The organism is Streptomyces bluensis, assembly GCF_014650715.1.
Lineage (GTDB): Bacteria > Actinomycetota > Actinomycetes > Streptomycetales > Streptomycetaceae > Streptomyces > Streptomyces bluensis.
Map to the genome: position 1 here is coordinate 789,977 of NZ_BMVM01000002.1, position 24,945 is coordinate 814,921.

General features: G+C 71.0%; 21 protein-coding genes and 1 pseudogene. 12 read left to right on the forward strand and 10 right to left on the reverse strand.

Annotated elements, in window-relative coordinates:
* Window positions 1-293 precede the first annotated feature (293 nt).
* From IE262_RS08675 to IE262_RS08710, 8 genes are all read left to right on the forward strand, one after another.
* Window positions 294-1,379: a type III polyketide synthase gene (locus tag IE262_RS08675; protein ID WP_134039849.1), complete on the forward strand. Its 1,086-nt coding sequence runs from the start codon at window positions 294-296 to the stop codon at window positions 1,377-1,379.
* 55 nt (window positions 1,380-1,434) lie between these two features.
* A complete protein-coding gene (locus IE262_RS08680) occupies window positions 1,435-2,550 on the forward strand; it encodes a sulfotransferase (RefSeq protein ID WP_189872504.1) in 1,116 nt (371 codons plus the stop codon).
* A complete protein-coding gene (gene cysC / locus IE262_RS08685; RefSeq protein ID WP_189872506.1) occupies window positions 2,547-3,101 on the forward strand; it encodes an adenylyl-sulfate kinase in 555 nt (184 codons plus the stop codon). The genes IE262_RS08680 and cysC overlap by 4 nt, the downstream gene beginning before the upstream one ends.
* On the forward strand, window positions 3,098-4,030 hold the full coding sequence (cysD, locus tag IE262_RS08690) for a sulfate adenylyltransferase subunit CysD (protein ID WP_134039847.1): 933 nt from the start codon (window positions 3,098-3,100) through the stop codon (window positions 4,028-4,030). The genes cysC and cysD overlap by 4 nt, the downstream gene beginning before the upstream one ends.
* A 181-nt stretch (window positions 4,031-4,211) precedes the next feature.
* Window positions 4,212-5,495, forward strand: a complete 1,284-nt coding sequence (locus tag IE262_RS08695) for a sulfate adenylyltransferase subunit 1 (protein WP_134039962.1) — start codon at window positions 4,212-4,214, stop codon at window positions 5,493-5,495.
* The gene (locus IE262_RS08700; protein WP_189872508.1) at window positions 5,482-6,639 is read left to right on the forward strand and encodes an ABC transporter substrate-binding protein; all 1,158 of its coding nucleotides are present in this window, start codon (window positions 5,482-5,484) and stop codon (window positions 6,637-6,639) included. Before IE262_RS08695 ends, IE262_RS08700 begins: the two co-directional genes overlap by 14 nt.
* 48 nt (window positions 6,640-6,687) lie before the next feature.
* Complete coding sequence (locus tag IE262_RS08705) at window positions 6,688-7,479, forward strand: ABC transporter ATP-binding protein (protein WP_189872510.1); 792 nt, start codon at window positions 6,688-6,690, stop codon at window positions 7,477-7,479.
* Window positions 7,466-8,383 (forward strand): ABC transporter permease, encoded by a 918-nt coding sequence (locus IE262_RS08710; RefSeq protein WP_189872512.1) that lies wholly within the window; start codon window positions 7,466-7,468, stop codon window positions 8,381-8,383. The genes IE262_RS08705 and IE262_RS08710 overlap by 14 nt, the downstream gene beginning before the upstream one ends.
* 167 nt (window positions 8,384-8,550) lie before the next feature.
* Here the strand turns inward: IE262_RS08710 and IE262_RS08715 are convergent, their stop codons facing one another.
* The 3 genes from IE262_RS08715 to IE262_RS08725 all read right to left on the reverse strand — a co-directional run bounded on the left by IE262_RS08715 (window position 8,551) and on the right by IE262_RS08725 (window position 12,180).
* Window positions 8,551-9,825: an NAD(P)/FAD-dependent oxidoreductase gene (locus IE262_RS08715; RefSeq protein WP_189872514.1), complete on the reverse strand. Its 1,275-nt coding sequence runs from the start codon at window positions 9,823-9,825 to the stop codon at window positions 8,551-8,553.
* Between the two features lie 169 nt (window positions 9,826-9,994).
* Window positions 9,995-11,296 (reverse strand): deoxyguanosinetriphosphate triphosphohydrolase, encoded by a 1,302-nt coding sequence (locus IE262_RS08720; protein WP_134039842.1) that lies wholly within the window; start codon window positions 11,294-11,296, stop codon window positions 9,995-9,997.
* A 65-nt stretch (window positions 11,297-11,361) separates the two neighbouring features.
* Window positions 11,362-12,180 (reverse strand): sirohydrochlorin chelatase, encoded by an 819-nt coding sequence (locus tag IE262_RS08725; protein WP_189872516.1) that lies wholly within the window; start codon window positions 12,178-12,180, stop codon window positions 11,362-11,364.
* A 223-nt stretch (window positions 12,181-12,403) separates the two neighbouring features.
* Here IE262_RS08725 and IE262_RS08730 point away from each other — a divergent pair, with 223 nt between their 5' ends.
* From IE262_RS08730 to IE262_RS08740, 3 genes are all read left to right on the forward strand, one after another.
* Entirely contained in the window at window positions 12,404-13,075 is a 672-nt protein-coding gene (locus IE262_RS08730; RefSeq protein ID WP_189872518.1) for a SanA/YdcF family protein, read from the forward strand.
* A 335-nt stretch (window positions 13,076-13,410) separates the two neighbouring features.
* The gene (locus IE262_RS08735; RefSeq protein ID WP_189872520.1) at window positions 13,411-15,012 is read left to right on the forward strand and encodes a flavin monoamine oxidase family protein; all 1,602 of its coding nucleotides are present in this window, start codon (window positions 13,411-13,413) and stop codon (window positions 15,010-15,012) included.
* Window positions 15,009-15,650, forward strand: a complete 642-nt coding sequence (locus IE262_RS08740; RefSeq protein ID WP_189872522.1) for a Rid family hydrolase — start codon at window positions 15,009-15,011, stop codon at window positions 15,648-15,650. The genes IE262_RS08735 and IE262_RS08740 overlap by 4 nt, the downstream gene beginning before the upstream one ends.
* A gap of 151 nt (window positions 15,651-15,801) precedes the next feature.
* On the opposite strand, the gene IE262_RS08745 is transcribed toward IE262_RS08740, so the two are convergent.
* Genes IE262_RS08745 through IE262_RS08755 form a run of 3 tightly spaced genes read right to left on the reverse strand, consistent with a single transcriptional unit; the run spans window position 15,802 to window position 19,458 of the window.
* Window positions 15,802-16,569: an enoyl-CoA hydratase-related protein gene (locus IE262_RS08745; RefSeq protein WP_189872524.1), complete on the reverse strand. Its 768-nt coding sequence runs from the start codon at window positions 16,567-16,569 to the stop codon at window positions 15,802-15,804.
* A 22-nt stretch (window positions 16,570-16,591) separates the two neighbouring features.
* Window positions 16,592-17,869 (reverse strand): FNR domain-containing protein, encoded by a 1,278-nt coding sequence (locus IE262_RS08750; RefSeq protein WP_189872526.1) that lies wholly within the window; start codon window positions 17,867-17,869, stop codon window positions 16,592-16,594.
* A complete protein-coding gene (locus IE262_RS08755) occupies window positions 17,866-19,458 on the reverse strand; it encodes an amino acid adenylation domain-containing protein (protein WP_189872528.1) in 1,593 nt (530 codons plus the stop codon). The genes IE262_RS08750 and IE262_RS08755 overlap by 4 nt, the downstream gene beginning before the upstream one ends.
* A 547-nt stretch (window positions 19,459-20,005) precedes the next feature.
* Here IE262_RS08755 and IE262_RS08760 point away from each other — a divergent pair.
* A complete protein-coding gene (locus IE262_RS08760) occupies window positions 20,006-22,156 on the forward strand; it encodes a molybdopterin oxidoreductase family protein (protein ID WP_189872530.1) in 2,151 nt (716 codons plus the stop codon).
* A gap of 20 nt (window positions 22,157-22,176) precedes the next feature.
* Here IE262_RS08760 and IE262_RS08765 read toward each other — a convergent pair whose 3' ends face one another.
* The 4 genes and pseudogenes from IE262_RS08765 to IE262_RS08780 form a co-directional block, all read right to left on the reverse strand.
* Window positions 22,177-22,599, reverse strand: coding sequence for a gamma-glutamylcyclotransferase family protein (locus tag IE262_RS08765; RefSeq protein ID WP_373304991.1), 423 nt, complete (start codon window positions 22,597-22,599; stop codon window positions 22,177-22,179).
* A 112-nt stretch (window positions 22,600-22,711) separates the two neighbouring features.
* Window positions 22,712-23,767: an amidohydrolase family protein gene (locus tag IE262_RS08770; protein WP_229877162.1), complete on the reverse strand. Its 1,056-nt coding sequence runs from the start codon at window positions 23,765-23,767 to the stop codon at window positions 22,712-22,714.
* A gap of 131 nt (window positions 23,768-23,898) precedes the next feature.
* Window positions 23,899-24,627, reverse strand: a complete 729-nt coding sequence (locus tag IE262_RS39400) for a hypothetical protein (protein WP_229877163.1) — start codon at window positions 24,625-24,627, stop codon at window positions 23,899-23,901.
* Window positions 24,624-24,893: pseudogene (locus tag IE262_RS08780) on the reverse strand (IS5/IS1182 family transposase); the annotation flags it as partial. The gene IE262_RS39400 and the pseudogene IE262_RS08780, both read right to left, overlap by 4 nt.
* Between the last annotated feature and the right edge of the window lie 52 nt (window positions 24,894-24,945).

Consider the following 24,945-nt stretch of genomic DNA (forward strand, 5'->3'; position numbering starts at 1 on the left):
ACCCTGTGTTGGACTGATGAAGCAACGAATCGACTATCGGTTCGAACGGGGTATCCACGACTCTCTTTCACGCTCCTCGGGGCTTTCCCGGCCGACCGCGCGTCTCCGCACGTCCCTACACCTTCTGGTACATCAGCCCGGGGAAAGCACTGCGGTACGGTTTGGTCTGCGCAAGGGCGCACGGGCCATTACTCCGTCATGCACGATTCCCCGCCCGGGGGCCGATCTCCCGATTTCCGGGATCGATTTCCACCCAGGGTGCATTCCCTCTGCCGATCGCAAAGGAATCACGCATGTATCTCAAAGAAAAGCTCGCGCCCGCTCCTCGCGGACTTGGCGCCGCCGCCCGCCCGGTCATCACCGGCTCGTCCCGTTCCTTTCCCGGGACGCGAAGCAGCCAGAACGACCTGTGGCAGGACTTCTTCCACGCGCACTACGACGGTTTTCCGCTGGCCAGGCGGATATTCCAGAACTCCGGAATCAGCGCCCGCAACACGGCCGTGGATCCGCGCAGCGAGCGGGAGGTCTCCCGGTGGAGCACCGGGCAGCGCATGGCGCGCTACATCAAGGAGGCCGTCCCGCTCGGCAAGGAGACCGTCACCGCGGCCCTGGACTCGGCGGGCCTGGACCCGCAGGACGTGGGCCTGCTGGCCGTCACCTCCTGCACCGGCTACACCACACCGGGGCTCGATCTGCGGCTCGCCGACGAGCTGGGGATGAGCAGCAGAGTCCAGCGGCTGTTCATCGGCCACATGGGCTGCTACGCGGCAGTCCCGTCGCTCGGCGCGGTCTCCGACTTCGTCGCCGCCCGCGGCCGGCCGGCCGTACTGCTGTGCCTCGAACTCACCTCGCTGCACGTCCAGCCGCCCACCCGCGACCTCGAACAGGTCGTGGCGCACGCCCTGTTCGCGGACGCCGCCGCGGCCGTCGTCCTCGAACCCGACGCGGGCAGCGGCTTCGAGGTCGTCGACGTCGTCGCCGTCACCGACCACAGCACCGCCGACCACATGAGCTGGGAGATCACCGACCTCGGCTTCAAGATGGGCCTGTCACCCAAAGTGCCCGACGTACTGGCCGAGCACGTCGGCGGGGTCGTCCGCGACCAGCTGCTCGCCCCGCACGGGCTCACTCCCGAGGACGTCACCGGCTGGGCGGTCCACCCCGGCGGCAAGCGGATCCTCGAAGTCGTCGGCGAGCGCCTGGCCCTGTCCGACGACGCCCTCAAGCCGTCGTACGACGTGCTCGACGAGTGCGGCAACTGCTCCTCCCCCACCGTCCTCATGGTCCTCCAGCGCCTGCCCGAGGCCCCCGGCCCCGTGGTCGCCATGGCCTTCGGCCCCGGCCTCACGCTGTACGCGGCGCTGTTACGGCGCTCCTGACCGGTATCCGTCACCACCATCGCCGCTCGCACCTCAGGGAAGGAACGGGCTCTCCATGTCCAACCCCAGCAGACGACCTCCGGGCCAGGTCTTCGTCACCGGCACCGGACGCTGCGGCTCCACCCTCGTCTCCGAACTGCTGCGCACCCACCCGCGGGTGCTGAGCCTGTCGGAGTTCTTCAACCACCTCACCGACATGTACCGGATCACCGCGCGGGTCTTCCCCCAAGGGCCTGTCACGGCGGGGGAGTTCTGGTCGCTCCTCTCCTCGTGCAACGCCGTCAACGGGCTGCTGAACGCAGGCGGCCTGACCCCGAAGGAAGTCCTCTACCGAATGACGGACACCTCCCGTTTCCGCCGCGAGACGGGCATCCCGGCCGTCCTGTTGACCACCCTCCCTCATCTCTCCGACACCCCGGACGAGTTGTACGACGAGCTGGAGACCGCGGTCGGCGCCTTCCCGGACGCGCCCGTCGGCGAGCAGTACACCCGGCTGTTCTCCTGGCTGTGCGAGCGGTTCGGCAAGTCCGTGTGGGCCGAGCGCAGCGGCGGTTCGCTGATCCTCGCCGGTCAGTTCCGGCAGCACTTCCCGGACGCCCGCTACCTGCACATCGTGCGCGACGGCCGGGACTGCGCGCTGTCCATGAGTCGGCACTCCGGCTTCCGCATGGCCGCTGTTGTGATGGCCCTGAACCTCACACTGGGCAGGGACCCGTACGCCGAACGGCCGGCCGACGACGGGTACGACCTCGGCTTCGTGCCGGAGGAACTGCTGCCGTTCCTGCCCGACCGCTTCGACCCCGCCGCGGTGCGTGCCTACCGCATCCCTGCCTCGTTGTTCGGCACCTACTGGTCGGACGAGATGAAGCGCGGCACGGAGGCGTTGTCCGCGCTCCCGGAGGACCGGGTCCTGCAGATCTGGTACGAGGACCTGCTCGCCGCGCCCGCAGAGACCCTGCGCCGTATCGCCGGGTTCCTGGGCCCGGAGCACGTCGACGAGCAGTGGGAGCGGCGTGCCGCGGCCCACGTGGCCACACCCTCCTCGTCCTGGCGGGACCTTCCCGACGCCGAGCGCGACGAACTCGACGAGGCGTGCGCCGCCGGGTTCTCCGCCCTCGCCGCGCACGGCGTGACCCGTTCCACCGACACCACCGTGAGGAGCAGCACATGAACAGGCTGACGCCCCCCACACGGGGTGCCACGATCTGGCTGACCGGGCTGCCCAGCTCCGGCAAGACCACCCTGGCGCAGGCGCTGGCCAGCCGCCTCACCCGGGAGGGCCACCGGGTCGAAGTACTCGACGGTGACGAGATCCGCACCTTCCTCAGCGCCGGTCTCGGCTTCACCCGCGAGGACCGGTTCACCAATGTGCAGCGCATCGGCCTGGTCGCCGAAGTCCTCGCCCGCAACGGCATCCTGGTCCTGGTCCCGGTGATCGCGCCGTACGCCGACAGCCGCGAGGCGGTCCGCAAGCGGCACGAGGCGAGCGGGACGCAGTACCTGGAGATCCATGTCGCCACACCGCTCCAGGTGTGCGCCGTACGCGACGTGAAGGGCCTGTACGCGCAGCAGCGCGCCGGACGGCTGTCCGGGCTGACCGGCGTCGACGACCCGTACGAGCCGCCGCAGGCGCCGGACGCGCGGATCGAGACGCAGAAGGAGGCCGTCCCCGAGTCGGTGAACACGCTCCACGGCCTGCTGAAGGAACGGGGGTTGCTGTGACGGCGGTCGGTACCGGCACCCGGCACCCGGTTCCCGGGCGGCTCGGACACCTGGACGTCCTGGAGTCCGAGGCGGTGCACATCATCCGCGAGGTGGCGGGCGAGTTCGAGCGGCCTGTGATCCTTTTCTCCGGCGGCAAGGACTCGGTGGTCATGCTGCACCTGGCACTGAAGGCGTTCGCCCCGGCCTCGCTGCCCTTCCCGCTGCTGCACGTCGACACCGGGCACAACTTCCCGGAGGTCATCGGCTACCGGGACCGCGTGGTGGCCCGGCACGGGCTGCGGCTGTACGTCGCCAGTGTCCAGCGGTACGTGGACGAGGGGCGGCTGCGGGAGCGCCCGGACGGCACGCGCAACCCGTTGCAGACGCTTCCGCTGCTGGAGACCATCACCCGGAACCGGTTCGACGCCGTGTTCGGGGGCGGGCGCCGGGACGAGGAGAAGGCACGGGCGAAGGAGCGGGTGTTCTCGCTGCGCGACGAGTTCGGCGGCTGGGACCCTCGTCGCCAGCGCCCCGAGCTGTGGCAGCTCTACAACGGGCGGCACGCGCCCGGCGAGCACATGCGGGTCTTCCCGCTGTCCAACTGGACCGAGCTGGACGTGTGGCAGTACATCGCCCGGGAGTCCATCGAACTGCCGGAGATCTACTTCGCCCACGACCGGGAGGTGTTCCTGCGGTCCGGCATGTGGCTGGCGCCCGGTGAGTGGGGCGACGCGAAGGACGGCGAGCCGGTGGAGCGGCGCCGGGTGCGCTACCGCACCGTGGGCGACATGTCCTGCACCGGTGCGGTCCTCTCCGAGGCGGACACCGTCGAGGCGGTGATCACCGAGATCACCGCGTCCCGGCTCACCGAGCGCGGGGCGACCCGCGCCGACGACCGGATGTCGGAGGCCGCGATGGAGGACCGCAAGCGCGAAGGGTACTTCTGACATGGCGGCCCTCGACCATCCCCGGCGGCCGCTCTCCCCGACCGGCCGGCCCCCGTTCCCGGCCGCCGGCCATCCCCCGCACTCCACCGCCGCGCTGATGATGCGCGGCATCTTCCAGGAGGTCAGGGCCCGGCTGTCGGCCCCGCCCCGCAACCGCGCACAGGAGGGACAGACAGATTCCATGAGCCACGCCACCCAGGACCGCGCCGCGCCGGCGCCGGAGACCGACCTGCTGCGCTGGGCCACCGCGGGCTCGGTGGACGACGGCAAGTCCACCCTGGTCGGACGGCTGCTGCACGACTCCAAGTCGGTTCTCGCCGACCAACTGGAGGCCGTGGCGCGGGCCTCCTCCGGTGAGGGGCCCGACCTGGCGCTGCTCACCGACGGGCTGCGCGCCGAGCGGGAGCAGGGCATCACCATCGACGTGGCCCACCGCTACTTCGCCACGCCCCGCCGCCGGTTCATCCTCGCCGACACACCCGGCCATGTGCAGTACACCCGCAACATGGTGACGGGCGCCTCCACGGCCGAGCTGGCGGTGATCCTGGTCGACGCCCGCAAGGGTGTCGTGGAGCAGACCCGGCGGCACGCGACCGTCGCCGCCCTGCTCCGCGTCCCGCACGTCGTGCTGGCCGTCAACAAGATGGACCTGGTGGACTACGCGGAGCCGGTCTTCGCCTCCGTCGCCGAGGAGTTCACCGGTCTCACGGCCGCCCTCGGCATCCCGGAGGTCACCGCCATACCGATCTCCGCGCTCGCCGGGGACAACGTGGTGGAGCCCTCCGCCCACATGGACTGGTACGTCGGGCCGACCGTCCTGGAGCACCTGGAGACCGTGCCGGTCGGGGATGACGCCGTGGCGTGGGAGCCCACCCGGTTCCCCGTCCAGCACGTCATCCGCAGCGGTGACGCCCGGCTTTACGCGGGTCAGCTGGCAGGCGGCGTCCTCAGGGTCGGCGACCGGGTGACCGTGCTGCCGTCCGGACGCACCACCACCGTCGTCGGCATCGAGGTCCTGGGGGTGCCGGCCGACGCCGCACGGGCTCCGCAGTCGCTGGCGCTGCGGCTCGCCGACGACCTGGACGTCGCCCGCGGCGACCTGGTGGTCCCGGCCGGGGCTCCGCCGGAGGTCTCCCGCGACGTGACGGCGGCCGTCTGTCATCTGCACGAGCGCCCGCTGCGCGCCGGCGACCGCGTCCTGCTCAAGCACACCACGCGTACGGTGCCCGCGGTGATCCGGCGGATCCCCGGCGGCAGGCGGCTCGACCTCAACGACATCGGCGAGGTCACGCTGCGCGCCGCGGAACGGCTCGCTTTCGACCGGTACGAGGACAACCGGCGCACCGGCTCCTTCATCCTGATCGACCCGGCCGACGGAACCACGCTGACGGCGGGCATGGTCTGCGGAACCCCACCGCCTTTCGTGCCCACTCCCCACGAGGGCGAGCGCGATGCACTGGGCTGACCCTCTACGGGACCGTCGCCCCCGGTCGTCCCCGCGCGCGGCCCTGGCGCTGCTCCTGCTGCTGTTCCTGGCGGCGGGCTGCGGCTACGGGTCCCGCACGCCGGGGGAGGCGGGCTCGCCGGCCGCCGGAACCGGCCCGGCCCTGTCGGCCCAGTCAGTGACGGTCGGCTACTTCCCCACCGTCACCCACGCCTCCCCGCTGATCGGCGTCCAGGACGGCTTCTTCGCTCGGGAGCTGGGCGGTACGCAGCTGCGCGCCCAGGTCTTCAACGGCGGTCCGGCGGCGCTGGAGGCGCTGAACGCCGGTGCCGTGGACATCGCCTGGTTGGGACCGTCGCCCGCCGTCAACGGCTATCTCCGCTCCCACGGTCGCAATCTGAGGATCGTCTCCGGTGCCGCCTCGGGCGGGGTGGCGCTGGTCGTGTCCTCCGCGGCCCGGGTGCGCGGTACGGACATCCGGGGGCTGCGCATCGCCACCCCGGAGGCGGGCAACACCCAGGACGTGGCGCTGCTGCACTGGATACGGCGGCAGGGCTGGGACGTGGACGCGCGCACCGGGCGCGGTGACGTGACGGTGGTCCGGCAGTCCGGCAAAGAGATCCCGTCAAGCTTCCGGCGGGGCGCGATCGACGGGGCGTGGGTGCCCGAGCCGGTGGCCGCGCAGCTCGTCGCCGCCGGTGGGCGCGTGCTCGTGGACGAGCGGTCGCTGTGGCGGGACCGCTCGTTCGTCACGGCCCTCGTGGTGGTCTCCCAGCGGTTCCTGTCCGACCATCCCGACGTCGTCGAGGCGGTGCTGCGTGGTTCGGTGCGGACCAACGCGTGGATCCACAGCCACCGGGCCGAGGCCGCGGCGAGCGTGAACCGGGCCATACGGCGGCTGACCGGGCGGCCGTTGGCGGACGGCGTTCTCGACCGGGCCTGGAGACACGTCGACCTCCTGGACGATCCGCTCGCCGGCACTCTGGCGGAGGTGGCCGGGCGCGCCGCCGAGCTGGAACTCCTCGGCCCCCGGGATCCCACGGGCACCGACGGGCTACGCGCGTCACTGCGCGGAATCTTCGACCTCCGCCTGCTCAACCGGGTCCTCGACCGCGAGGGCAGAGCGGCGGTGGACGACGCGGGCCTGGGTGTCACCGACCCATGAGAAGCGACTCATCCGGTAACTCATCGACAAGTCAAGGGATTTGTTGTCATGTCAGAAACGGTGCTACGGGTACCGTCTGGTGCTCCGGTCCGTCCCGTCCCCGCTCCCCCGGCCGGCCGTCCGGCCGTACGGCTCACACGTGTCTCGAAGTGGTTCGGGACGGCCGGGCGGCAGACCGTCCTGGAAGACGTCAGCCTGACCGTGCGCCGAGGCGAGTTCCTGTGCGTGCTCGGTGCCTCGGGATGCGGCAAGTCCACGCTGCTCAACCTGGTGGCGGGCCTGGACCGGCCGTCCGCCGGGGACATCGACGTGTCCGGCGGGCGGCGCCCTGCCCTTATGTTCCAGGAGCACGCCCTGTTCCCCTGGCTCACCGCGGGCCGGAACATCGAACTGGCCCTGCGGCTGCGCGGGGTGCCCCGGCGCGAGCGGCGGGAGGAGGCATTGCGGCTGCTGGAACTGGTGCGGCTGAAGGGCGCGTACGGCAAACGGATCCACGAACTGTCCGGCGGGATGCGCCAACGGGTCGCCCTGGCACGGGCCCTCGCCCAGGACGGCGACGTGCTGCTGATGGACGAGCCGTTCGCGGCGCTCGACGCCATCACCCGGGACGTCCTGCACGAGGAACTTGCCCGCATCTGGTCGGAGCGGGGGCTCTCCGTCGTCTTCGTCACCCACAACGTCCGCGAGGCGGTCCGCCTCGGCCGCCGCGTCGTGCTGCTCTCCTCCCGACCGGGACGGATCGTCGGCGAGTGGAGTGCCGGCGACGCCCCTGAGGCCGCTCTGACGGCCACGATCACGGACGCCCTGCGCAAGGAGATACGCCGTCATGGGCGCCGGTGAGACCGTGGAGAAGAACCCCGGCGCGGTGGCCGACACGGGCGGGGAGACGGCCGCGGTCGAGGCGGGGCTGGACGCACTGGAGAGCCCGCCGCGAGCGGCCGGGCGGCTGCCGCTCGGCCGGGTCCTGCGCGAGAAGGCGCTGCCGCCCCTCGCCGCCGCGGTACTGATCCTGCTCCTCTGGCAGGGCGCCTGCGCGGCCCACCTCAAACCCGACTACCTGCTGCCCTCCCCCGCCGACGTGTGGCGTGCGCTGAGCGACCAGTGGTACGAGGGCACGCTCTTGTCCACCGTGTGGAACAGCGTGCGGCGCGGCGCACTGGGCTTCGCGGTCGCGGTCGGCCTGGGCACGGCACTCGGGCTGCTGCTCTCCGCGATGCGGACGCTGCGCGTGGCGATCGGGCCGGTGCTGTCCGGGTTGCAGTCGCTGCCCTCGGTGGCGTGGGTGCCGGCCGCGATCGTCTGGTTCGGCCTCACCGACGCCACGCTCTACGCAGTGGTCCTGCTGGGCGCCGTACCGTCCGTCGCCAACGGACTGCTATCGGGCGTCGACCAGGTGCCGCCGCTGTACGTGCGGGCCGGGCGGACGCTTGGCGCCACCGGGGTCTCCGGAGTGCGGCACGTGCTGCTGCCGGCCGCGCTGCCCGGCTTCCTGGCCGGGCTCAAACAGGGCTGGGCGTTCTCCTGGCGGTCCCTGATGGCGGCGGAACTCATCGCCAGTTCACCCGAGCTGGGACTGGGGCTCGGGCAACTGTTGGAGAGTGCACGGTCGTACCAGGATATGGCGCTGGTGCTCGCGTCGATCGCGGAGATCCTGACCGTGGGGGTGGCCGTGGACCTGCTCCTGTTCGCCCCCGTGGAGCGGCGGGTGCTGCGCTCGCGGGGGCTGGCGGGGGCGCGTCGCTGAGTCCGCCGCCCGGCCGGGGGCACGGGGAACCCGCACCGGTGCCCCCGGCGCCCTTTCCGCCGCTTTGGCCGCGCTGACCGGCGGGTCAACGTCCTGCGGGCCCTGTTGCGCGACGGACGGTGCTACGAACCCATACCCCCTGTCACAAACGCCGCTTGACAAAGAGATTAGGAATCGTGGACGAGCAGGCTCTCCAGCGAAACGTGCGGGTCTGCCAGCGCCTCCGCGTCCACGGCGTTCCTCGCCCGGATCAGGGACTGGATCGGCTCAGTGACATCCCACACGTTCACATTCATCCCGGCCAGCACCCTGCCCTCCTTCAGCCAGAACGCGATGAACTCCCGCTTCCCCGCGTCCCCGCGGATCACCACTTCGTCGTACGACCCGGGCGGCGCCCACCCGGAGTACTCCATGCCCAGGTCGTACTGGTCGGTGAAGAAGTAGGGCACGCGATCGTAGGTGACCTCCTGGTCCAGCATCGCCCGTGCGGCGGCGGGGCCGCCGTTGAGGGCGTTCGCCCAGTGCTCCACCCGCAGCCGGGTGTCGAACAGGGCGAGGGGGAAGGAGGCCACGTCCCCGGCCGCGTAGACATGCGGATCGGACGTACGCAACCGCTCGTCCACCACGATGCCCCCGCCGTGGGCACGGTCGGCCACCTCCAGTCCGGCCGCCTCCGCGAGCGCGACCCGCGGGGCGGCGCCGATCGCCGCGAGCACGTCATGCGCCGGATGCTCCTCCCCCGTGTCCGTACGCGCGGCCAGCACCATGCCGTCCTGGCCCACGATCTCGGTGAGCCTCGCGCCGAAGTGGAAGCGCACGCCGTGCTCGCGGTGCAGTTCGGCGAAGAGGCCCCCGACCTCGGGGCCCAGCACGGAGTGCAGCGGGGTGGCCTCGGGTTCGACGACCGTGACCTCCGCGCCGTACTCGCGGGCGGCCGCCGCGACCTCCAGGCCGATCCAGCCGGCGCCCGCGATCACGAGGTGGCCGTTGTCACGGCCGAGGGCGTGGAGGACGCCCTTGAGGCGGTCGGCGTGGGCGAGGCGGCGCAGGTGGTGGACGCCGGCCAGGTCCGTGCCGGGGATGTCGAGGCGGCGCGGCTCGGCGCCGGTCGCGAGGAGCAGCCTGTCGTAGTGGACGAGGGTGTGGTCGTCACCGAAGCGGACGGTCCGGGCGGCGCGGTCGATGGCGTCGACGGTCTGGCCGAGGTGCAGCTCGATGTCGTTGCGCGCGTACCAGGAGGGCTCGTGGACGAAGACGCTGTCGCGTTCGTCCTTGCCCAGCAGATAGCCCTTGGAGAGAGGCGGGCGCTCGTAGGGGTGATCGCGTTCGTCGCAGATCAGTATCACGCGGCCGGTGAAGCCCTCCGCCCGGAGCGTCTCGGCCGCCTTGGCGCCGGCCAGTCCTCCTCCGACGATGACGAATGTCTGATCCGCGTCGACCACTTGTTTCCTCCTGCCGAGGTGCGGGGTGACCCCCGGATGAACATTGCGCCAGTTGAACATTGCGGTGCCGCCACATGCGAGCGTCCCGCACGGAGCGTGATGCGGGAAGAGGGAGTGGCCCGATCAGGCCACGCAGGGTCACGCCCGTCCCCCTCCAGGATCACTGCTGTCACATGTGCCCGGTGAGTCTCGTGTGCAACGTGCGCGCCGAGGCATCGGTGAGGGAGGCGATCTGATCGACGATCACGCGCTTGCGGGCGCGGTCGTCGGCCGCCCCGTCGAACAGGGCACGGAACTGTGGTTCGAGTCCGTCCGGTGCGCGGGCGGTGAGCGCCTCGGCGAGCTCGGCGACGATGATCCGCTGGTCGGCGCGGAGCCGTTCGTGCTCGGCGCGCTGGATGACGTACCGGTCGGCGACGGCCTTGAGCACGGCGCACTCCAGCCGGGCCTCGCGCGGGACGACCAGTTCGGCCGCGTACCTCGTGAGCCGTCCGCTGCCGTACGCCGCCCGGGTCGCGCCCTCGGCGGCCAGGCAGAAGCGGCCGATGAGCTGGCTGGTGGCGTCCTTGAGGCGGGCCTGCGCGACGGCCGTTCCGTCGTAGCCGTGCGGCCACCACTCCTGGTCGAGGAGGCGGTCGAGGGCCTCGGCGAGCTCGGCGGGGTCCGTGTCGGCGGGGGCGTACCGGCCGAGGGCGACGGCGAAGACCGACTGCCGCTCGGGCTCGGCGTACAGACAGCCCGGGTCGATGTGGCCCGCGTGCAGACCGTCCTCGAAGTCGTGCACCGAGTACGCCACGTCGTCCGACCAGTCCATGACCTGGGCCTCGAAGCAGGTGCGCTGCTCGGGGGCGCCCTTGCGGATCCAGTCGAAGACCGGCCGGTCGTCCTCGTAGACGCCGAACTTCGGGGAGGCGGGGGCGGTGGGGTGACCGCCGCGCGGCCAGGGGTACTTGGTGGCGGCGTCGAGGGCGGCGCGGGTGAGGTTGAGGCCGACGGAGCCCTCCGGGGTGAAGCGTTTGGGTTCGAGACGGGTGAGGAGTCTCAGGGACTGGGCGTTGCCCTCGAAGCCGCCGCAGTCCTCCGCGAACCCGTTCAGCACCTGTTCGCCGTTGTGGCCGAAGGGCGGGTGGCCGAGGTCGTGGGAGAGGCAGGCGGCCTCGACGAGGTCGGGGTCGCAGCCGAGGGCGGCGCCGAGCTCGCGGCCGACCTGGGCGCACTCCAGGGAATGGGTGAGGCGGGTGCGGGGGCTGGCGTCCCAGACATGGCTTCGGGTGCCCGGTGTGACGACCTGGGTCTTGCCGGCCAGGCGGCGCAGCGCCGCGGAGTGCAGTACCCGCGCGCGGTCGCGTTGGAAGGCGGTGCGGCCGGGGCGTTTGTCGGGTTCCGCCGCCCATCGCTCGACGGCGGTCTCGTCGTACGCGTCGGGTGCGAAGGGTTCGTTGCCTGCTGCCTTGGGTGGGGTGCCTTCCATGTCCCGACAGTAAACGCAGGCAGCGACAAACGGGACGTTGCGGTCCGGTCAAGCGGGGCGTGGCGTCAGGCCGTGGCCAGTGCTGGTGCGGTCGCGCCCGCCGGGACCCTCGCGGCCTCGTCGTAGCGGTGCAGGACCAGGCGGGCCATCGCCGGGTGGGCGCCGAGGGGGGCGGCGGCGATCCAGGGGGCCGCGTCGGCGCACTCGGTGGCGAAACGGCCCGGTGCGGTGAAGTAGGAGGCGACGGCGACCAGATGGCGGCCGCGGGCGGCCAGGGCACGTACCGCCTCCGGGACCGTGGGCGCGGCGGCGGAGGCGTACGCGGGCAGAACGGGGACGCCGAGGCGTTCGGCGAGGAGTCCGGCGGTGCGGCGGGTGTCCACGGCCGCGTCGGGGTCGCGGGAGCCGGCGGCGGCGAGTACGACGCCGCTCGAACGGCGCTCGGCCCCGGTCGTCGGCGTGTGCCAGCCGGCCTCGACGAGCCGCTCGTACAGGGTGTCCACGAGCAGGGCGTGCGGGCCCAGGGGCGTCGCGAACCGGGCCCGCACCCCGGACGCGGCCGCCATCCGGGGGATGTCCTGCTTGACGTGGTAGCCGCGGCTGAGGAGCAGCGGTACGAGGACGGCGCCGTCCGCCTCCTGGTCGCCGAGGGCGCGCGGAGCGCCGAGGGCGGCGAGGGTGTCGGGGAGCAGGGGCTCGTTGAGCTCGATGTGCCCGAGATGCACGGGCAGGCCGGGCCGCAGCTCGCGCACGCGGTCGACGAGGGCGTGCACGGTGGCGAGGGTGCGCGGGTCGCGGCTGCCGTGCGCCACGAGGACGAGCGCGGGCGGCGGGGCGGGGCGCCGGGTCCCGTCGGAGGTGACGAGGCTGAGCCGGGTGGTCATGAACCGATCGTCGCCGCAGGACGTTGCCGAGCCGTTGCACGGGCGTGACGGGTGTTTTCCGGGGGTTCACGGTGCGGTGACCCGGCTGTGTGAGGTGCGGTGACCAGCGACTTTGTTCGCGGAGAGTGAACCTGGTCACGTCGTGGGGCGAACCGGATCGCTGGGTGCGGCGTCTTCGTTGATCGACATACCAGCTCTCACACGTCTCAGGGGGATTCCCGTCATGCGCCTGCCGCGGCTGCCACGTACCCGTGCCGGGCAGCGGCGGGCCGTACAGGTGGTGATGGTGCTGTGTGCGCTGGCGCTGCTGCCGGCGACGTGGATTTTCCTCGCGGCGGGTGACCGGTTGCGGACGACCGACAGCGTGCCGCGGACCGATGTGGCCGTGGTGTTCGGCGCCGGGCTGCGGGGCGGCGAGCCCTCGCCGCCCCTCGCGCGTCGGCTGGACGCGGCGGCGGAGCTGTACCGGGAGGGGCGTATCGAGGTCGTGCTCGTGAGCGGGGACAACAGTCGTGAGGACTACGACGAGCCGGACGCGATGCGGGCGTATCTGACGGAGCGGGGCGTTCCCGATGCGCGCATCGTGAGTGACTACGCCGGGTTCGACACGTGGGACTCGTGTGTGCGGGCCAGAAGGATCTTCGGGGTGGATCGTGCGGTGCTCATCAGTCAGGGGTTCCACATACGGCGGGCGGTTGCTCTGTGTGAGGCGGCTGGGGTGCGGTCGTACGGGGTCGGGGTTGCTGATCGACGCAATGTGACCTGGTACTACGGCGGTGTGCGGGAGATCTTCGCTGCGGGGAAGGCGGCGGTGGATGCGGTGTTCGAGCCGGATCCGCGGTTCCTGGGGCCGCAGGAGTCGGGAGTGGAGCGGGCGTTGGGGGCTGCGCGGTAGGTCGTGGGGCGGTTCCCGGGGTCTGAAAGCGGAGCACCAGCACCAGCACCAGCACCAGCACCACGGTTGCCGCCGGCTACCCCCCGGAACAGCGTCCCACGACGGTGAGCGTGCGTGCACCGACGGCGCGAGTCCTCGCCTGGCGAGCAACCATGCATGTTCATGCCACAACATGGATGGTTACGCCATGGACATGGCATTGCAACACCTCAAACGAAAGCTGAGGGGGCCTTCCGCTCCCACCAGCAACACACCCCCCATGTGGCCGGGCTACGGGCTAGAACGATGCGCCCCCGGCCAGTCCCGTGCCGCGGGCGCCGGCAAGGGAGGAACGAATGGCTCAACAGGCATCTCGCCGCAACTTCCTGAGATCCGTCGGTGTCGCGGGCGGCGCCGGAGTGCTGTACTCGGCGATGGGGGCACTGGGTCTGGCGCCCGTCCCGGACGTACGGGCCGCGGAGTACCGGGCGCCCCAGCGGAGCGACTTCGCGCTGACCGGACGGAGCGGACGGAAGGTCCTCGTACTCGGCGGCGGCATAGCCGGCCTGGCGACGGCCTACGAGCTCGGCAAGGCCGGTTACGACTGCCGGATCCTGGAAGCGAAGGACCGCCCCGGCGGCCGCAACTGGACGGTCCGCGGCGGCACGAAACTGACCGATCTGGACGGGCGCACCCAGACGGCGTCCTTCACCGAGGGCCAGTACATGAACGCGGGACCGGCCCGGCTGCCGCAGTCCCATGTCACGCTCGACTACTGTCGCGAACTCGGCGTACCGCTTGAGGTGTTCACCAATCAGAACGCCAACGCGTACATCTACCACGAGAAGAGCGACGCGCTGGCAGGGAATCCGATCCGCTGGCGCACCGCGAAGGCCGATGTCTACGGCTATGTCTCCGAACTGCTCGCCAAGGCCACGGACCGGGGGGCCCTCGACAAGGAACTGACTGCCGCCGACAAGGAGAGGCTGATCGCGTTCCTTCAGAACTTCGGCGCCATCAAGGGCAAGGCCGACAACTACGCCTACACGGGCACCGACCGGCGCGGCTACACGGTCGAGCCGGGTGCGGCCTTCCAGGAGGGCAAGGTCCTCGGCACGGTGCCGTCGCTGTCGGACGTCATCGCGAGCGGCGTCGGGCAGCGCTTCTCGTTCGAGTTCGGCTACGACCAGGCCATGCTGATGTTCCAGCCGGTGGGCGGCATGGACGCGATCCCGTACGCGCTCGCGAAGGCCGTCGGCCGGGACCGGATCACCTACGGCGCCAAGGCCCTGGAGGTCAATGACCTCCAGGACGGCGCCGAGGTCACCTACCAGGACGCGCATGGCCGGACCCGCACCCAGCGCGCCGACTTCGTCGTGGCGGCCGTCCCGCCCATGGTCATGGCCCGGATCAAGCACAACCTGGGCTCCGACATCACCGCGGCGCTGAAGTACCCCGTCCCGACCCCCGTCGGCAAGGTCGGGCTTGAGTACCGAAGCCGCTGGTGGGAGAAGGACCAGCACATATACGGCGGCATCACGCCGACCGACACGGACCTGTCCACCATCTGGTACCCCTCGTACGGCTACCAGGGCCGCCGCGGCACGCTCATCGGCTACTACAACTTCGGCGCCAACGCCCTCGCGTACAGCGACCTGTCGCACGCGGAGCGCGTCGAACGGGCGGTGAGCCGGGGCGTGAAGATCCACGGCGACAAGTACCGCACCGAACTCGACCGGTCCTTCAGCGTGGCCTGGCACCGTACCCCCCACATCGAGGCGGGCTGGGTGGGCTGGCCCTCGCAGAGCGGCCCGGAGTACGCCCTGCTCAACAAGCCCGCGGGCCATGTCTACTTCGCCGGCGACTGGCTCAGCCACGTCATCGCCTGGCAGCACGGCGCGTTCTCCTCGGCCCGCAAGGTCGTGACCGAGATCCACGAGAGGGTGATGTCCGCATGAAGCGTGGTACGAAGGTACTGATCGGTGCGGCTCTGACCGGTTCGCTCCTCACCGGCGGTACCGCGCTGGCCGAGGGGCGAGGCTGGTGGCCCGACCCGAAGCAGGTACGCGTCATGCTGCCCGACGGCGTGTCCAACCCGTCCATCGCCAACGGCGTGGCGACCGGCAGAGACGTGGCCTCCTACCAGAGCAGCGGCCTCGGCCCCTCCGCGCTCAATCCCGCCGCGCCGGCGGGCACGCCGGAGCGCTATACGGACCCCTCCCTCACCGAGGGGGCGCAAGGCGTCACGATCACCGAGGCGCAGGCCCTCGTCGTGCTGCGCAACATCAAGACGAACCTCGAAGCCGCGGGCCTGACACCGGCCGATGTCATCACGATGAAGTGCTATCTGATGAAACCGCCGGGCTCCGAGAGCGCCGACTACGCGGGCTGGAACCGGGCGTACCGGCAGTACTTCGCCAACGTCGACCTGAAGTCGAACGAGGTGGTACCGGTACCCATGGGCACCTCGGCCGCCAAGCCGCCGCTCCTCGCCAACAAGGCCCGGCCGGCACGGGCAACGATGGAGGTCGCCTCCTTGGCGGTGCAGGGCTGGCTCGTCGAGGTGGAGGTGACGGCGGCCTACCGGACGCGCTGACGAGCACTGCCCACCGGGGCCATGGGGCCATGGGGCTCCGCCCCTTCGACCCCGACCAGGGGGCTCCGCACCCGCCCTCTTCGGGGTCCCGCCCCGGGCCCATTTCGGGGGCCGGCCCCAGCACGGGGAACCCGGTGGCCGGCCCCGCGCGTCAGCAGCCTCTGAAGTTCGGCTCCCTCTTCTCCAGGAACGCGCTCATGCCCTCCTTCTGGTCCTGCGTCGCGAACAACGCGTGGAACACGCGGCGTTCGAAGAGGGTGCCCTCCGTGAGCCCCGTCTCCAGCGCGCGGTCGACGCATTCGCGGGCCGCGCGGACCGCGGGTGTGCCGTACCCGGCGATGGCGGTGGCGGCCTGTACGGCCTCGGCGAGGACGCGCTCGTCGGGGACCACCCGCGACACCAGTCCCGAGCGTTCGGCCTCGCGTGCGTCCATCGTGCGGCCCGTGAGGATCAGGTCCATGGCCTTGGCGCGGCCGACCAGCCGGGTCAGCCGCTGGGTGCCGCCGATGCCGGGGATCACGCCCAGCTTGATCTCGGGCTGGCCGAAGACCGCGGACTCGCCCGCGATGACCAGGTCGCACATCATCACGAGCTCGCAGCCGCCGCCCAGGGCGTAGCCGTTGACCGCCGCGATCCTGGGTGTGCGGAAGCTCGCGAACTCCTCCCAGCCGGCGAAGTAGTCCTCCGCCGCCATCTCCACGGCCGACTTCCCGGACATCTCCCTGATGTCCGCCCCGGCCGCGAAGACCTTCTCCGAGCCGGTCACCACGAAGCAGCCGACCTCCGGGTCCGGGTCCAAGGGGCGGAGAACGTCCAGGAGTTCGGTCATCAGCTCACTGCTCAGCGCGTTCAGCACCTGCGGGCGGTGGAGCCGTACCGTCACCACGCGGTCGTGGCGTTCGAGCTTGATGGTGTTCATGGGTTGCCTTCCCTCGTTTCCCTCACGAGTCCCAGATCGCGCCGTACGCCGGTATCCCGCGTCGCTCCAGACCGTGCACCACCTGCCAGGTCAGCTTCTTGTTGGAGATGCAGATGACCGCCTCGGCACCGAAGTCCCGGTACGCGGCGTGGGCGAGGCGCACCATGTCGGGTTTGCCGTCCAGGGACGTGTCCCAGATCAGGGCGTGCGGCTGGACCGCGAGGATCTCGTCGACGAGGGCGTCGCCGTAGGTCGTGCGGGGGCTGCGGGTCGCCCAGACCAGGCGGGAGGGGACCTCCGCGGCGAGCAGGTGCGGCAGGCAGGGGCCGATGCCGCTGCCCGTCGCCACGTAGACCACCTTCTCGAAGAGGGTCTCGATGTTCGCCACCCCGGCTGTCGTGATGCCCTTGACCCAGACGCGGGACGGTCTGTCGTCGATGAACGCGCCCGTCCAGTCGCCCGCCCGCGAGATCGTGAGCCGGAAGCCGGACTCGCCGGGCGCGGGCACGTTCGCGAACGAGTGCCACTCCGTGAGCGGGCTGCGGCTGATCGCCGTGGAGGAGCCCGCGAAGGGGGTTTCGCCGTGGTCGAAGCGGGCCAGCACCACGTGCGAGGAGGGGCGTTCGATCCGGACGTCCACCTTGCGCAGGCGCATCCAGGGCAGGGCCACGCTGAAGGTGACCACCGCCAGGACCCAGAGGCCGACGCGTTCGCCGCTCAGGAACGTGTGCGTCCAGAACAACGCCAGCGCGGTCCAGCCGCCGAAGCGGTGGATCTTCTCGAAGTGGTCGTGGAAGCGGGAGCGGAAGGGTGGCAGCGCGGTCGCGATGATGAAGAGCAGCAGCGCGATCAGGGTCCAGCTCACCGCCGTCAGCGGGACGTCGGTTCCCTCCGCCGTCAGTCGCACGGTCAGCGCGACGAACCACAGGCTGCCCGCCAGCGCCCCGCCCACGTGCAGCCCGCCGAAGTGGTACACCTTCCCCAACGTCCAGCGCACCTTGAGCGGCCACGTGGTGGGCGCCCAGGTGGCCAGCCGGAAGAGGGCGTTGATGACGTACTGCTGGCGTACGAGGACCGCGAGCGCCAGGTTCGCCAGGGCCGCGTGGCCGAGGGTTGGGGTGTGCAGGGGCCAACTCGCCCATAAGCAGGCCAGGTTGGCCAGGAGCACGAGGGCCGCGAGGCGGTTGTAGTGCATCAGGCGCGGGTGCTTGAGTGCGCGTCGCAGGGGTGGGATGAGCGGGGGCAGTTCGGCGGTGTCCTGGTCCTGAGCCGGTGCCGTACGCGGAGGCGAGGAGGTCATCGCGCCATCACCGTCCGCTCCTCAACCGTCCGCTCCTCAACCGACCGCGCCGCTACCGACCGCTCCTCAAGCGTCCGTTCCTCCGCCAGCCGCAGCAGCGCCCGTTTGTCGATCTTGCCTCGGTCGGTCTCGGGGAGGGCGGGGAGCGCAAGGACGTCCGACGGCACGCAGTAGTACGGCAGAGCGGCGGCCACGGCGTCGCGTGCGGCCGCCGGGTCGACCTCGGCCGGGCAGACGAACGACACCAGGGTGCGGGCGTCACGCTTCAGGGTCACCGCTCGGACGCAGCCGGGGACGCGTTCCAGCACGGAGGACACGGAGTCGAGTTCGACGCGGAAGCCGCGCACCTTGACCTGGTCGTCGGTACGGCCGAGGTGTTCGAGTTCGCCGTCCGCGGTCCACCGGCCCAGGTCGCGGGTGCGGAACATGCGGTGGCCGCCGCCGAGGAACGGGTCGGGGGCGTACCGTTCCGCGGTGAGTCGGTCATTGCCGAGGTAGCCCGCGGACACGCAGTCCCCGCCCGCCCACATCTCGCCGGTCTCGCCGATCGGGACCGGGCGGCGGTGGGCGTCGAGGACGTACACCGTGTTGTTGGGTGTGGGGCGGCCGATCGTCAGCAGCGGGGCGGACGGGTCGTGGCGGCGCATCGTGTTCACGATCGTGGTCTCGGTGGGGCCGCAGCAGTTGTAGAACGTGGCCCGTGCCGCCCACCGGTCCGCCAGCGGGCGCGGGCACGGCTCCCCCGCCACCGCCACGGTCCGTACGCGCGGGCAGCTCGCCGGGTCGATGCCGGACAGCACCGTGGGTGTGGCGACGATGACGTCCGCCGTGCGGGCCGTGGCCGTGATGTCCTTGCCGCGGATGGCGAGGGTGCCGCCGTGGGTGAGGCAGCCGAGGATCTCCCAGGCGGCCATGTCGAAGGCGACGTTGAGGAGCTGGGCCACCCGGTCGCCGGGGCGGATGCCCAGGTCGCCGGGTGCGGTGAGGAGGATGTTGGCGATGTTGCGGTGGGTGACCTTCACGCCGTTGGGCCGGCCGGTGGTGCCCGAGGTGAACAGGACGTAGCAGCCGTCGTCGGGCCGTACGTCCGCCCCTGGGCCGTTTTCGTACGGGCTCTGGTACGGCAGGGGCTCGTCCAGCGCGATCAGGCGGTGGCCAGGCGGCAGGGGCACCCGGTCCGCGTACTCCCGCTGGGTGAGCACCACGCGGGTCGCCGCGGTGCGGATGACGTGGTCGAGCTGGGCCGGGGGCGTCAGGCCGATGTCCTGGGGGACGTAGGCGGCGCCCGCCTTGAGGGCGCCGAGCAGGCCGACGAGCATCGGGATCGAGCGGCGTACGAAGAGGCCGACGTGGTCGCCGGGGCGTACGCCCTCGCGGACCAGGCGGGTGGCGAGGGCGCCGGCGTACCGGTCGAGTTCGCCGTACGTGATCGTCGCTCCCTGGTGTTCTGCGGCGACGGCGCCGGGCGTGGCGGCGGCCCACCGTTCGACGGCGCGGTGGACGAGGGGGTCGGGGAGGGGGACGGCGGGACCCCGGCCGTACTCGTGGAACAAGGCCCTGTCTTTGGGGGTGAGATGGCGCAGAGGCATGGGGGTGACCTCCTGGCAGTTTCGTCAGACGGATGACATGCCGTTGGACGCGGCGGTGTTTCCGGTGTGTCGAATGCCGTGCGGGTCCGAGCGATCCCGGGGCGTGCGAGGGGAGGTGCTCGGAAAGGTGCGGGGGGAGGTGCGGGGGTGCAGGTGGAAGCGCGGGTGCGTCGCGTTCCCGGAGAGCCGCTCAGTCGGCCGCATGCGGGCAGGAGTCGGCAGGGGTCATCTGTCGCTCACCCGGATGCGGGTCACGCGTGGCCACGACTGTAGGGGCCCCCTCCTTCAACTCTCAACCAGGTGCGTTCGGCCACTTACGCTATGGAATCAGCCACATGTGGTGTTTTCTGTCACAGCGGCAACTTCCGTGCCGCCCGGCGACGACTACTGGCGGGTAGCTCTGTGCCCGTTGCAGCCGGTTGTACGTGGCCCGAGGCGCTGCTGGTCCCGGCCTCACGCCGGCCCCGGCCGCGTCGGGAGGTCCCCGTCCCGGCCATGTAACGGGCGGCGTCCCGGCGCGTAACACGGCCGAAGCACGCTGAACCGTATGCGGACCACCTCGACGCCCACCCACTGCCCGTACTGCGCCCTGCAGTGCGGGATGAATCTGTCGCCCCTGCCGAGCGGGGGCGTCGAGGTGACCGAGCGGGCGGACTTCCCCGTCAACCGTGGCGCGCTGTGCGGCAAGGGCCGTACGGCCCCGGCGGTGCTCTCGTCCCGGGTGCGGCTGACCTCCCCGTTGGTGCGCTCCGAGGGCACGCTCGTGCCCGCCACCTGGGACGAGGCACTCGACCGGATCGCCGAGGGGCTGCGCCGCACGCGGACGGAGCATGGCCCGGACGCGTGCGGCGTGTTCGGCGGGGGCGGGCTGACGAACGAGAAGGCGTACACGCTGGGCAAGTTCGCGCGGATCGTGCTCGGCACCTCGCAGATCGACTACAACGGGCGCTTCTGCATGTCGTCGGCGGCGGCCGCGGGCATGAAGGCGTTCGGCCTGGACCGGGGGCTGCCGTTCCCGCTGGAGGACATCCCCAGGACGGGCTGTGTGATCCTCGTCGGGTCGAACCTCGCGGAGACGATGCCGCCCGCGCTGCGGTACTTCAACGAGCTGCGCGAGAACGGCGGCACGCTGATCGTCGTCGACCCGCGCCGCACCCGCACCGCCGAGCAGGCGGATCTCCACCTGGCTCCCCGCCCCGGTACCGATCTCGCGCTGGCGCTGGGCCTGTTGCACCTGGTCGTCGCCGAGGGCCGCACGGACGAGGCGTACATCCAGGAGCGCACCAGCGGCTGGGAGGAGGCACGGGCCGCGGCCATGGCGCACTGGCCGGAGTACGTGGAGCGGATCACGGGCGTGTCCGTGCCCCAGCTCCGTGAAGCCGTACGGATGTTCTGCGAGCCGGAGTCGGCGATGGTGCTCACCGCGCGTGGGCCCGAGCAGCAGTCGAAGGGCACGGACACGGTGGGCGCCTGGATCAACCTGTGCCTGGCGACGGGCCGTCCGGGCCGGCCGCTGTCCGGCTACGGGTGCCTGACCGGGCAGGGCAACGGCCAGGGCGGACGCGAACACGGCCAGAAGGCCGACCAGTTGCCCGGCTACCGCAAGCTGGACGACCCTGAGGCGCGGCGGCACGTCGCGGAGGTGTGGGGCGTGGACCCGGACTCGCTGCCGGGGCCGGGCCGAAGCGCGTACGAACTGCTGGACGCGCTGGGTACGGACATCCGCGCACTGCTCCTGATGGGTTCGAACCCGGTGGTGTCGGCCCCCCGGGCGGCGCACATCGAGGACCGTATCCGCTCGCTGGACTTCCTGGCGGTGTGCGATGTCGTCCTCTCGGAGACGGCGGCACTCGCGGACGTGGTGCTGCCCGTGACCCAATGGGCCGAGGAGACGGGCACGACCACGAACCTGGAGGGCCGTGTGCTGCTGCGCCGCCAGGCGATCACCCCTCCGGACGGCGTCCACAGCGACCTGCACGTCCTGCACGAGCTGGCCGCCCGCCTGGATGTGGAGGAGGGTCTGGAGAAGGGCTTCCCGACGGACCCGGAGGAGGTCTTCGACGAACTGCGCCGGGCCAGCGCGGGCGGGACCGCCGACTACTCGGGCATCACGTACCGACGGCTGGCCGAGGAGAACGGGGTGTTCTGGCCGTGCCCGGCGGGCGGGGACGGAGGCTCGGGCCACCGCGAGGACGCCTCACCCGACGCACCGCCTTACGCATTTCCCGATGTCCACCCCGGCACCCCCCGCCTCTTCCTCGACCGGTTCGCCACGGAGGACGGCCGCGCCCGGTTCGTCCCCGTCTCGCACCGCGCGATCGCCGAGGAGCCGGACGACGAGTACCCCGTCCTCCTCACCACCGGCCGCGTGGTCGCCCAGTACCAGTCCGGCGCCCAGACCCGACGCGTGGACGAGCTGAACGCCGCCGCGCCCGGCCCGTTCGTCGAGCTGCACCCGCGCCTCGCCGAGCGGCTCGGGGCGGCCGAGGGTGACCCGGTGGCCGTGGTCTCCCGGCGCGGACGCGCGGTCGCCCCGGCCCGCATCACCCGCGCCATCCGCCCCGACACGGTGTTCATGCCGTTCCACTGGCCGGGCGAGGGCCGCGCCAACACGCTGACCAACCCGGCGCTCGACCCGACGTCCTGCATGCCGGAGTTCAAGGCGTGCGCGGTACGGCTGGAGACGGTACGGGACTGACCATCTCGCTGCCGAAACCGTCAAATGAACCGCGGACTTCGCCAGTCCCCGCTCTCGATCAGCTCCCCGTGGGCCCGTAGCCGGGCCGCGACGGCAGGGGCTGCCACGTACACCCAGGCCCGCAGGGCCGTTCCGTCCGCCCGGGTCACTTCCCGGTCCACCCGCTCATAGAGGTTGCGGGGGTCGCCGGGCGTGTAGTCCTCCAACCTGTCGAGGGCGCGGAGGAGTTCGTCGTACGCCTCGGGGTGCGCCGTCACCACGTCGCCGGTGACGACACCGTCCGCCGCCTCCACGGCATACGGATAGCCGGGCCCTTCGTACAGGACGAGCCCCCGCATCCGGGCGGGCTCCTCCGACTCCGTGCGGCCACGCAGGAAGAGGTCGTGGTTATGCTCGCCCGGGCGGAGGGTGCCGTAGACGAAGAAGGGGAGTCGGGTGGTCACAGAAACGATTCTCGCTCCACGCGCGAGCCCCGTGCGAAGGAGATCGACCACGCTCAACGACGGCAGCGGGAGGCGTGGCGCCCTCGCCGGACGGGTCGATCACCCCCTGCTGTCACCGAGCGGCCTTGCACACCTCCGGGGCTGTCTCCTTCACACCGTTCAGCCGGAAGTAGTTCTGGCCGAGGGCGATGCCGCGAAACGCCTCGTCGCCTAGCGCCTTGTTGATGCGGCTGGTGACCTCAAGCTCTTCCTCGTAGACCTTGTAGTCCTTGTTCCTGGAGGCCACGAAGTCTGTGCCCGGGATCGCCCTGGTCGGATTCCGGTCGAGGAACGCGGCGTATTTTTTCCTGATCCCCGGCTTGCTGAAGTACTGGTCCTCCAGCACACGCCAGCTGAGGTCCAGGGCCAGGTGGGGATACGTGTCGAGGAGCCTTTCCAGGATCCGGATGTGCCGGTCGGGATCCATGGTGGCCAGTTCCTTCGACAGCCCCATATGGGCCCATACGATTTTGTTCTGCGGGTAACGGCGGAGGGTTTCCTCCATCAAGGGGAGGTATTTCGTCGGCTCCCGGTCGTTCCCCAGATCCGCGTGGATGGTGATCGGAATCCCGCGCTCCCGGAGCACCTTCATGAAGGGTGCCCAGTTCTTGATGTTGTTGCTCGTCGCCGGCGTGTGGTGGTTCGGGAACAGTGCCTGCTTGACGAGGTTGACCTCTCCCGCCCATCGGAACTTCCCCGGGTACTCCTTGTCGTACAGGGCGATTCCGGGCGGGATGGTCTCCGGCCGGTTGAGATCCATGAAGGTCATGGAGAGCGTGAGTGCCGGGTCCTGCGGCTTGGCCTCCACGTAGTTCGCCGCGTTGACGAAATCGTTCTTCATGCTCGGCGTGACGGGAGTGCCGGGGCAGTCCAGGTAGTACGTGCAGCCGGAATCCGCGGGCAGAGTTTGCCCGATGCCGTACACGCTTGCATGGCGGACGCCGCTCTTGTGCAAATATCCCGTAAGTTCCTCGAAGGGAATCGCCCGCCCCCCGAAGGGCCGGAAGTGCAGATGGCTGTCGACGACCGACGTGTAGGGCTCTTTCGCACGGTCGAAGCACCCCCTGGCAGCGCCGGCACCAGCCGGAGAGGCGATGACGGCCGTCGCCGTCAGGACCGCACCGACCACGGCGATACGCCTGCCCGTCCGGAACGTGTAACTGTTGATGACGACCTCCCACGTACTTGCCCGTCGACGCCGATGTCGGCACGGCATCAATAGGCAGTGAGGGCGTCAGTCAAACGGTCCGCCCGCCCGATTCATCCCGTCGTGTCACGGCACCGCACTCCCCGGCCGCGCACCCTGCGCGGCAGTGCGACGCAGCAGCAGTCCCTGCGGGACCACAGGAAATCGAGGGCATCGACGGCTCCGAACGACCCAAGGCCGCGGGTCACCTCCCGGTCCATCCGCTCGTAAAGGTTGCGGAGGTCGCCGGGCGCGTAGGCCTCCAACCGGTCGAGGGCGCTGTCACCAGCCCCTGGCCCTCTGAAAGGTGCTTGCCCAACAGGACCACGCCTTAGAGGGCGGTTCGTGGGGCGATGCCTGTTTCTTGCCGAGGTTGGAGCAGGGGCGCTGGTGGGGTTCCGTCGTCTATGGCTTCCTGGTGAGTTGCCGGTGTCGGCCTCGGTGAGGATGCCGAGTTTGACCAGGCGTTTCAGCTTGGCGTGGGTGCCTTCGACGTTCTTCGGCAGCAGTTCGTGGCCGAGGGCTCCGCTGACGTCCTTGGCCCGTAGCGGTCCGGTCGCTCGGTTGAAGATGGCGAGGATGCGGGGGTAGTCCGGGTGCTCGGGCAGGTCCGGTGTGTGGGCCGGGAGCCGGTCGGCGAGGCCGGTGATGGTCTTGCGGGTGATCGCGAGGTGCTTCAGGTGCATCTCGGCCTCCCGCAACCGGGTCTGCAGGCCGTCGATCTGCGTGCGAAGGTCCTCGGCCAGGGCCCGGGCGGCGTCTGTCTGGAGGTCCAGGGCGTCGAGCAGGGGCTGGATGTTCACGCTGCCTCCGCCCGTTCTTCGCGCCAGGTGGGGGTGTTCGCGCTGGTGAGGCGTCGGGGCATGACGTGGGTCATCGCCCAGTAGACGCGGGAGACGGAGGAGGTGGGGCGGTGCTCGTAGTCGCGGACCAGGCGCCGGTGCGGTATCAGGATCCCGTAGGTCTGCTCGACCCTCCACCGCTTCGGCTGCGGCACGAACCCCTTGTCCTGCGGGTTGCGTTCGACGATCTCGACGTCAATGCCCAGGCCGGCGCCGTGCGCGACAACGGCGGGCACTTCGCAGAGGCTCCGGGAAGTCCGCTTCCATGCTCAGCGGGTG

Excerpts from the sequence above, each read along its gene's own strand:
- IE262_RS08675 (WP_134039849.1), top strand. The coding sequence starts at position 294 with ATGTATCTCAAAGAAAAGCTCGCGCCCGCTCCTCGCGGACTTGGCGCC.
- IE262_RS08680 (WP_189872504.1), top strand. The coding sequence starts at position 1,435 with ATGTCCAACCCCAGCAGACGACCTCCGGGCCAGGTCTTCGTCACCGGC.
- cysC (WP_189872506.1), top strand. The coding sequence starts at position 2,547 with ATGAACAGGCTGACGCCCCCCACACGGGGTGCCACGATCTGGCTGACC.
- IE262_RS08695 (WP_134039962.1), top strand. The coding sequence starts at position 4,212 with ATGAGCCACGCCACCCAGGACCGCGCCGCGCCGGCGCCGGAGACCGAC.
- IE262_RS08700 (WP_189872508.1), top strand. The coding sequence starts at position 5,482 with ATGCACTGGGCTGACCCTCTACGGGACCGTCGCCCCCGGTCGTCCCCG.
- IE262_RS08705 (WP_189872510.1), top strand. The coding sequence starts at position 6,688 with ATGTCAGAAACGGTGCTACGGGTACCGTCTGGTGCTCCGGTCCGTCCC.
- IE262_RS08710 (WP_189872512.1), top strand. The coding sequence starts at position 7,466 with ATGGGCGCCGGTGAGACCGTGGAGAAGAACCCCGGCGCGGTGGCCGAC.
- IE262_RS08720 (WP_134039842.1), bottom strand. The coding sequence starts at position 11,296 with ATGGAAGGCACCCCACCCAAGGCAGCAGGCAACGAACCCTTCGCACCC.
- IE262_RS08725 (WP_189872516.1), bottom strand. The coding sequence starts at position 12,180 with ATGACCACCCGGCTCAGCCTCGTCACCTCCGACGGGACCCGGCGCCCC.
- IE262_RS08730 (WP_189872518.1), top strand. The coding sequence starts at position 12,404 with ATGCGCCTGCCGCGGCTGCCACGTACCCGTGCCGGGCAGCGGCGGGCC.
- IE262_RS08735 (WP_189872520.1), top strand. The coding sequence starts at position 13,411 with ATGGCTCAACAGGCATCTCGCCGCAACTTCCTGAGATCCGTCGGTGTC.
- IE262_RS08740 (WP_189872522.1), top strand. The coding sequence starts at position 15,009 with ATGAAGCGTGGTACGAAGGTACTGATCGGTGCGGCTCTGACCGGTTCG.
- IE262_RS08745 (WP_189872524.1), bottom strand. The coding sequence starts at position 16,569 with ATGAACACCATCAAGCTCGAACGCCACGACCGCGTGGTGACGGTACGG.
- IE262_RS08750 (WP_189872526.1), bottom strand. The coding sequence starts at position 17,869 with ATGACCTCCTCGCCTCCGCGTACGGCACCGGCTCAGGACCAGGACACC.
- IE262_RS08755 (WP_189872528.1), bottom strand. The coding sequence starts at position 19,458 with ATGCCTCTGCGCCATCTCACCCCCAAAGACAGGGCCTTGTTCCACGAG.
- IE262_RS08760 (WP_189872530.1), top strand. The coding sequence starts at position 20,006 with ATGCGGACCACCTCGACGCCCACCCACTGCCCGTACTGCGCCCTGCAG.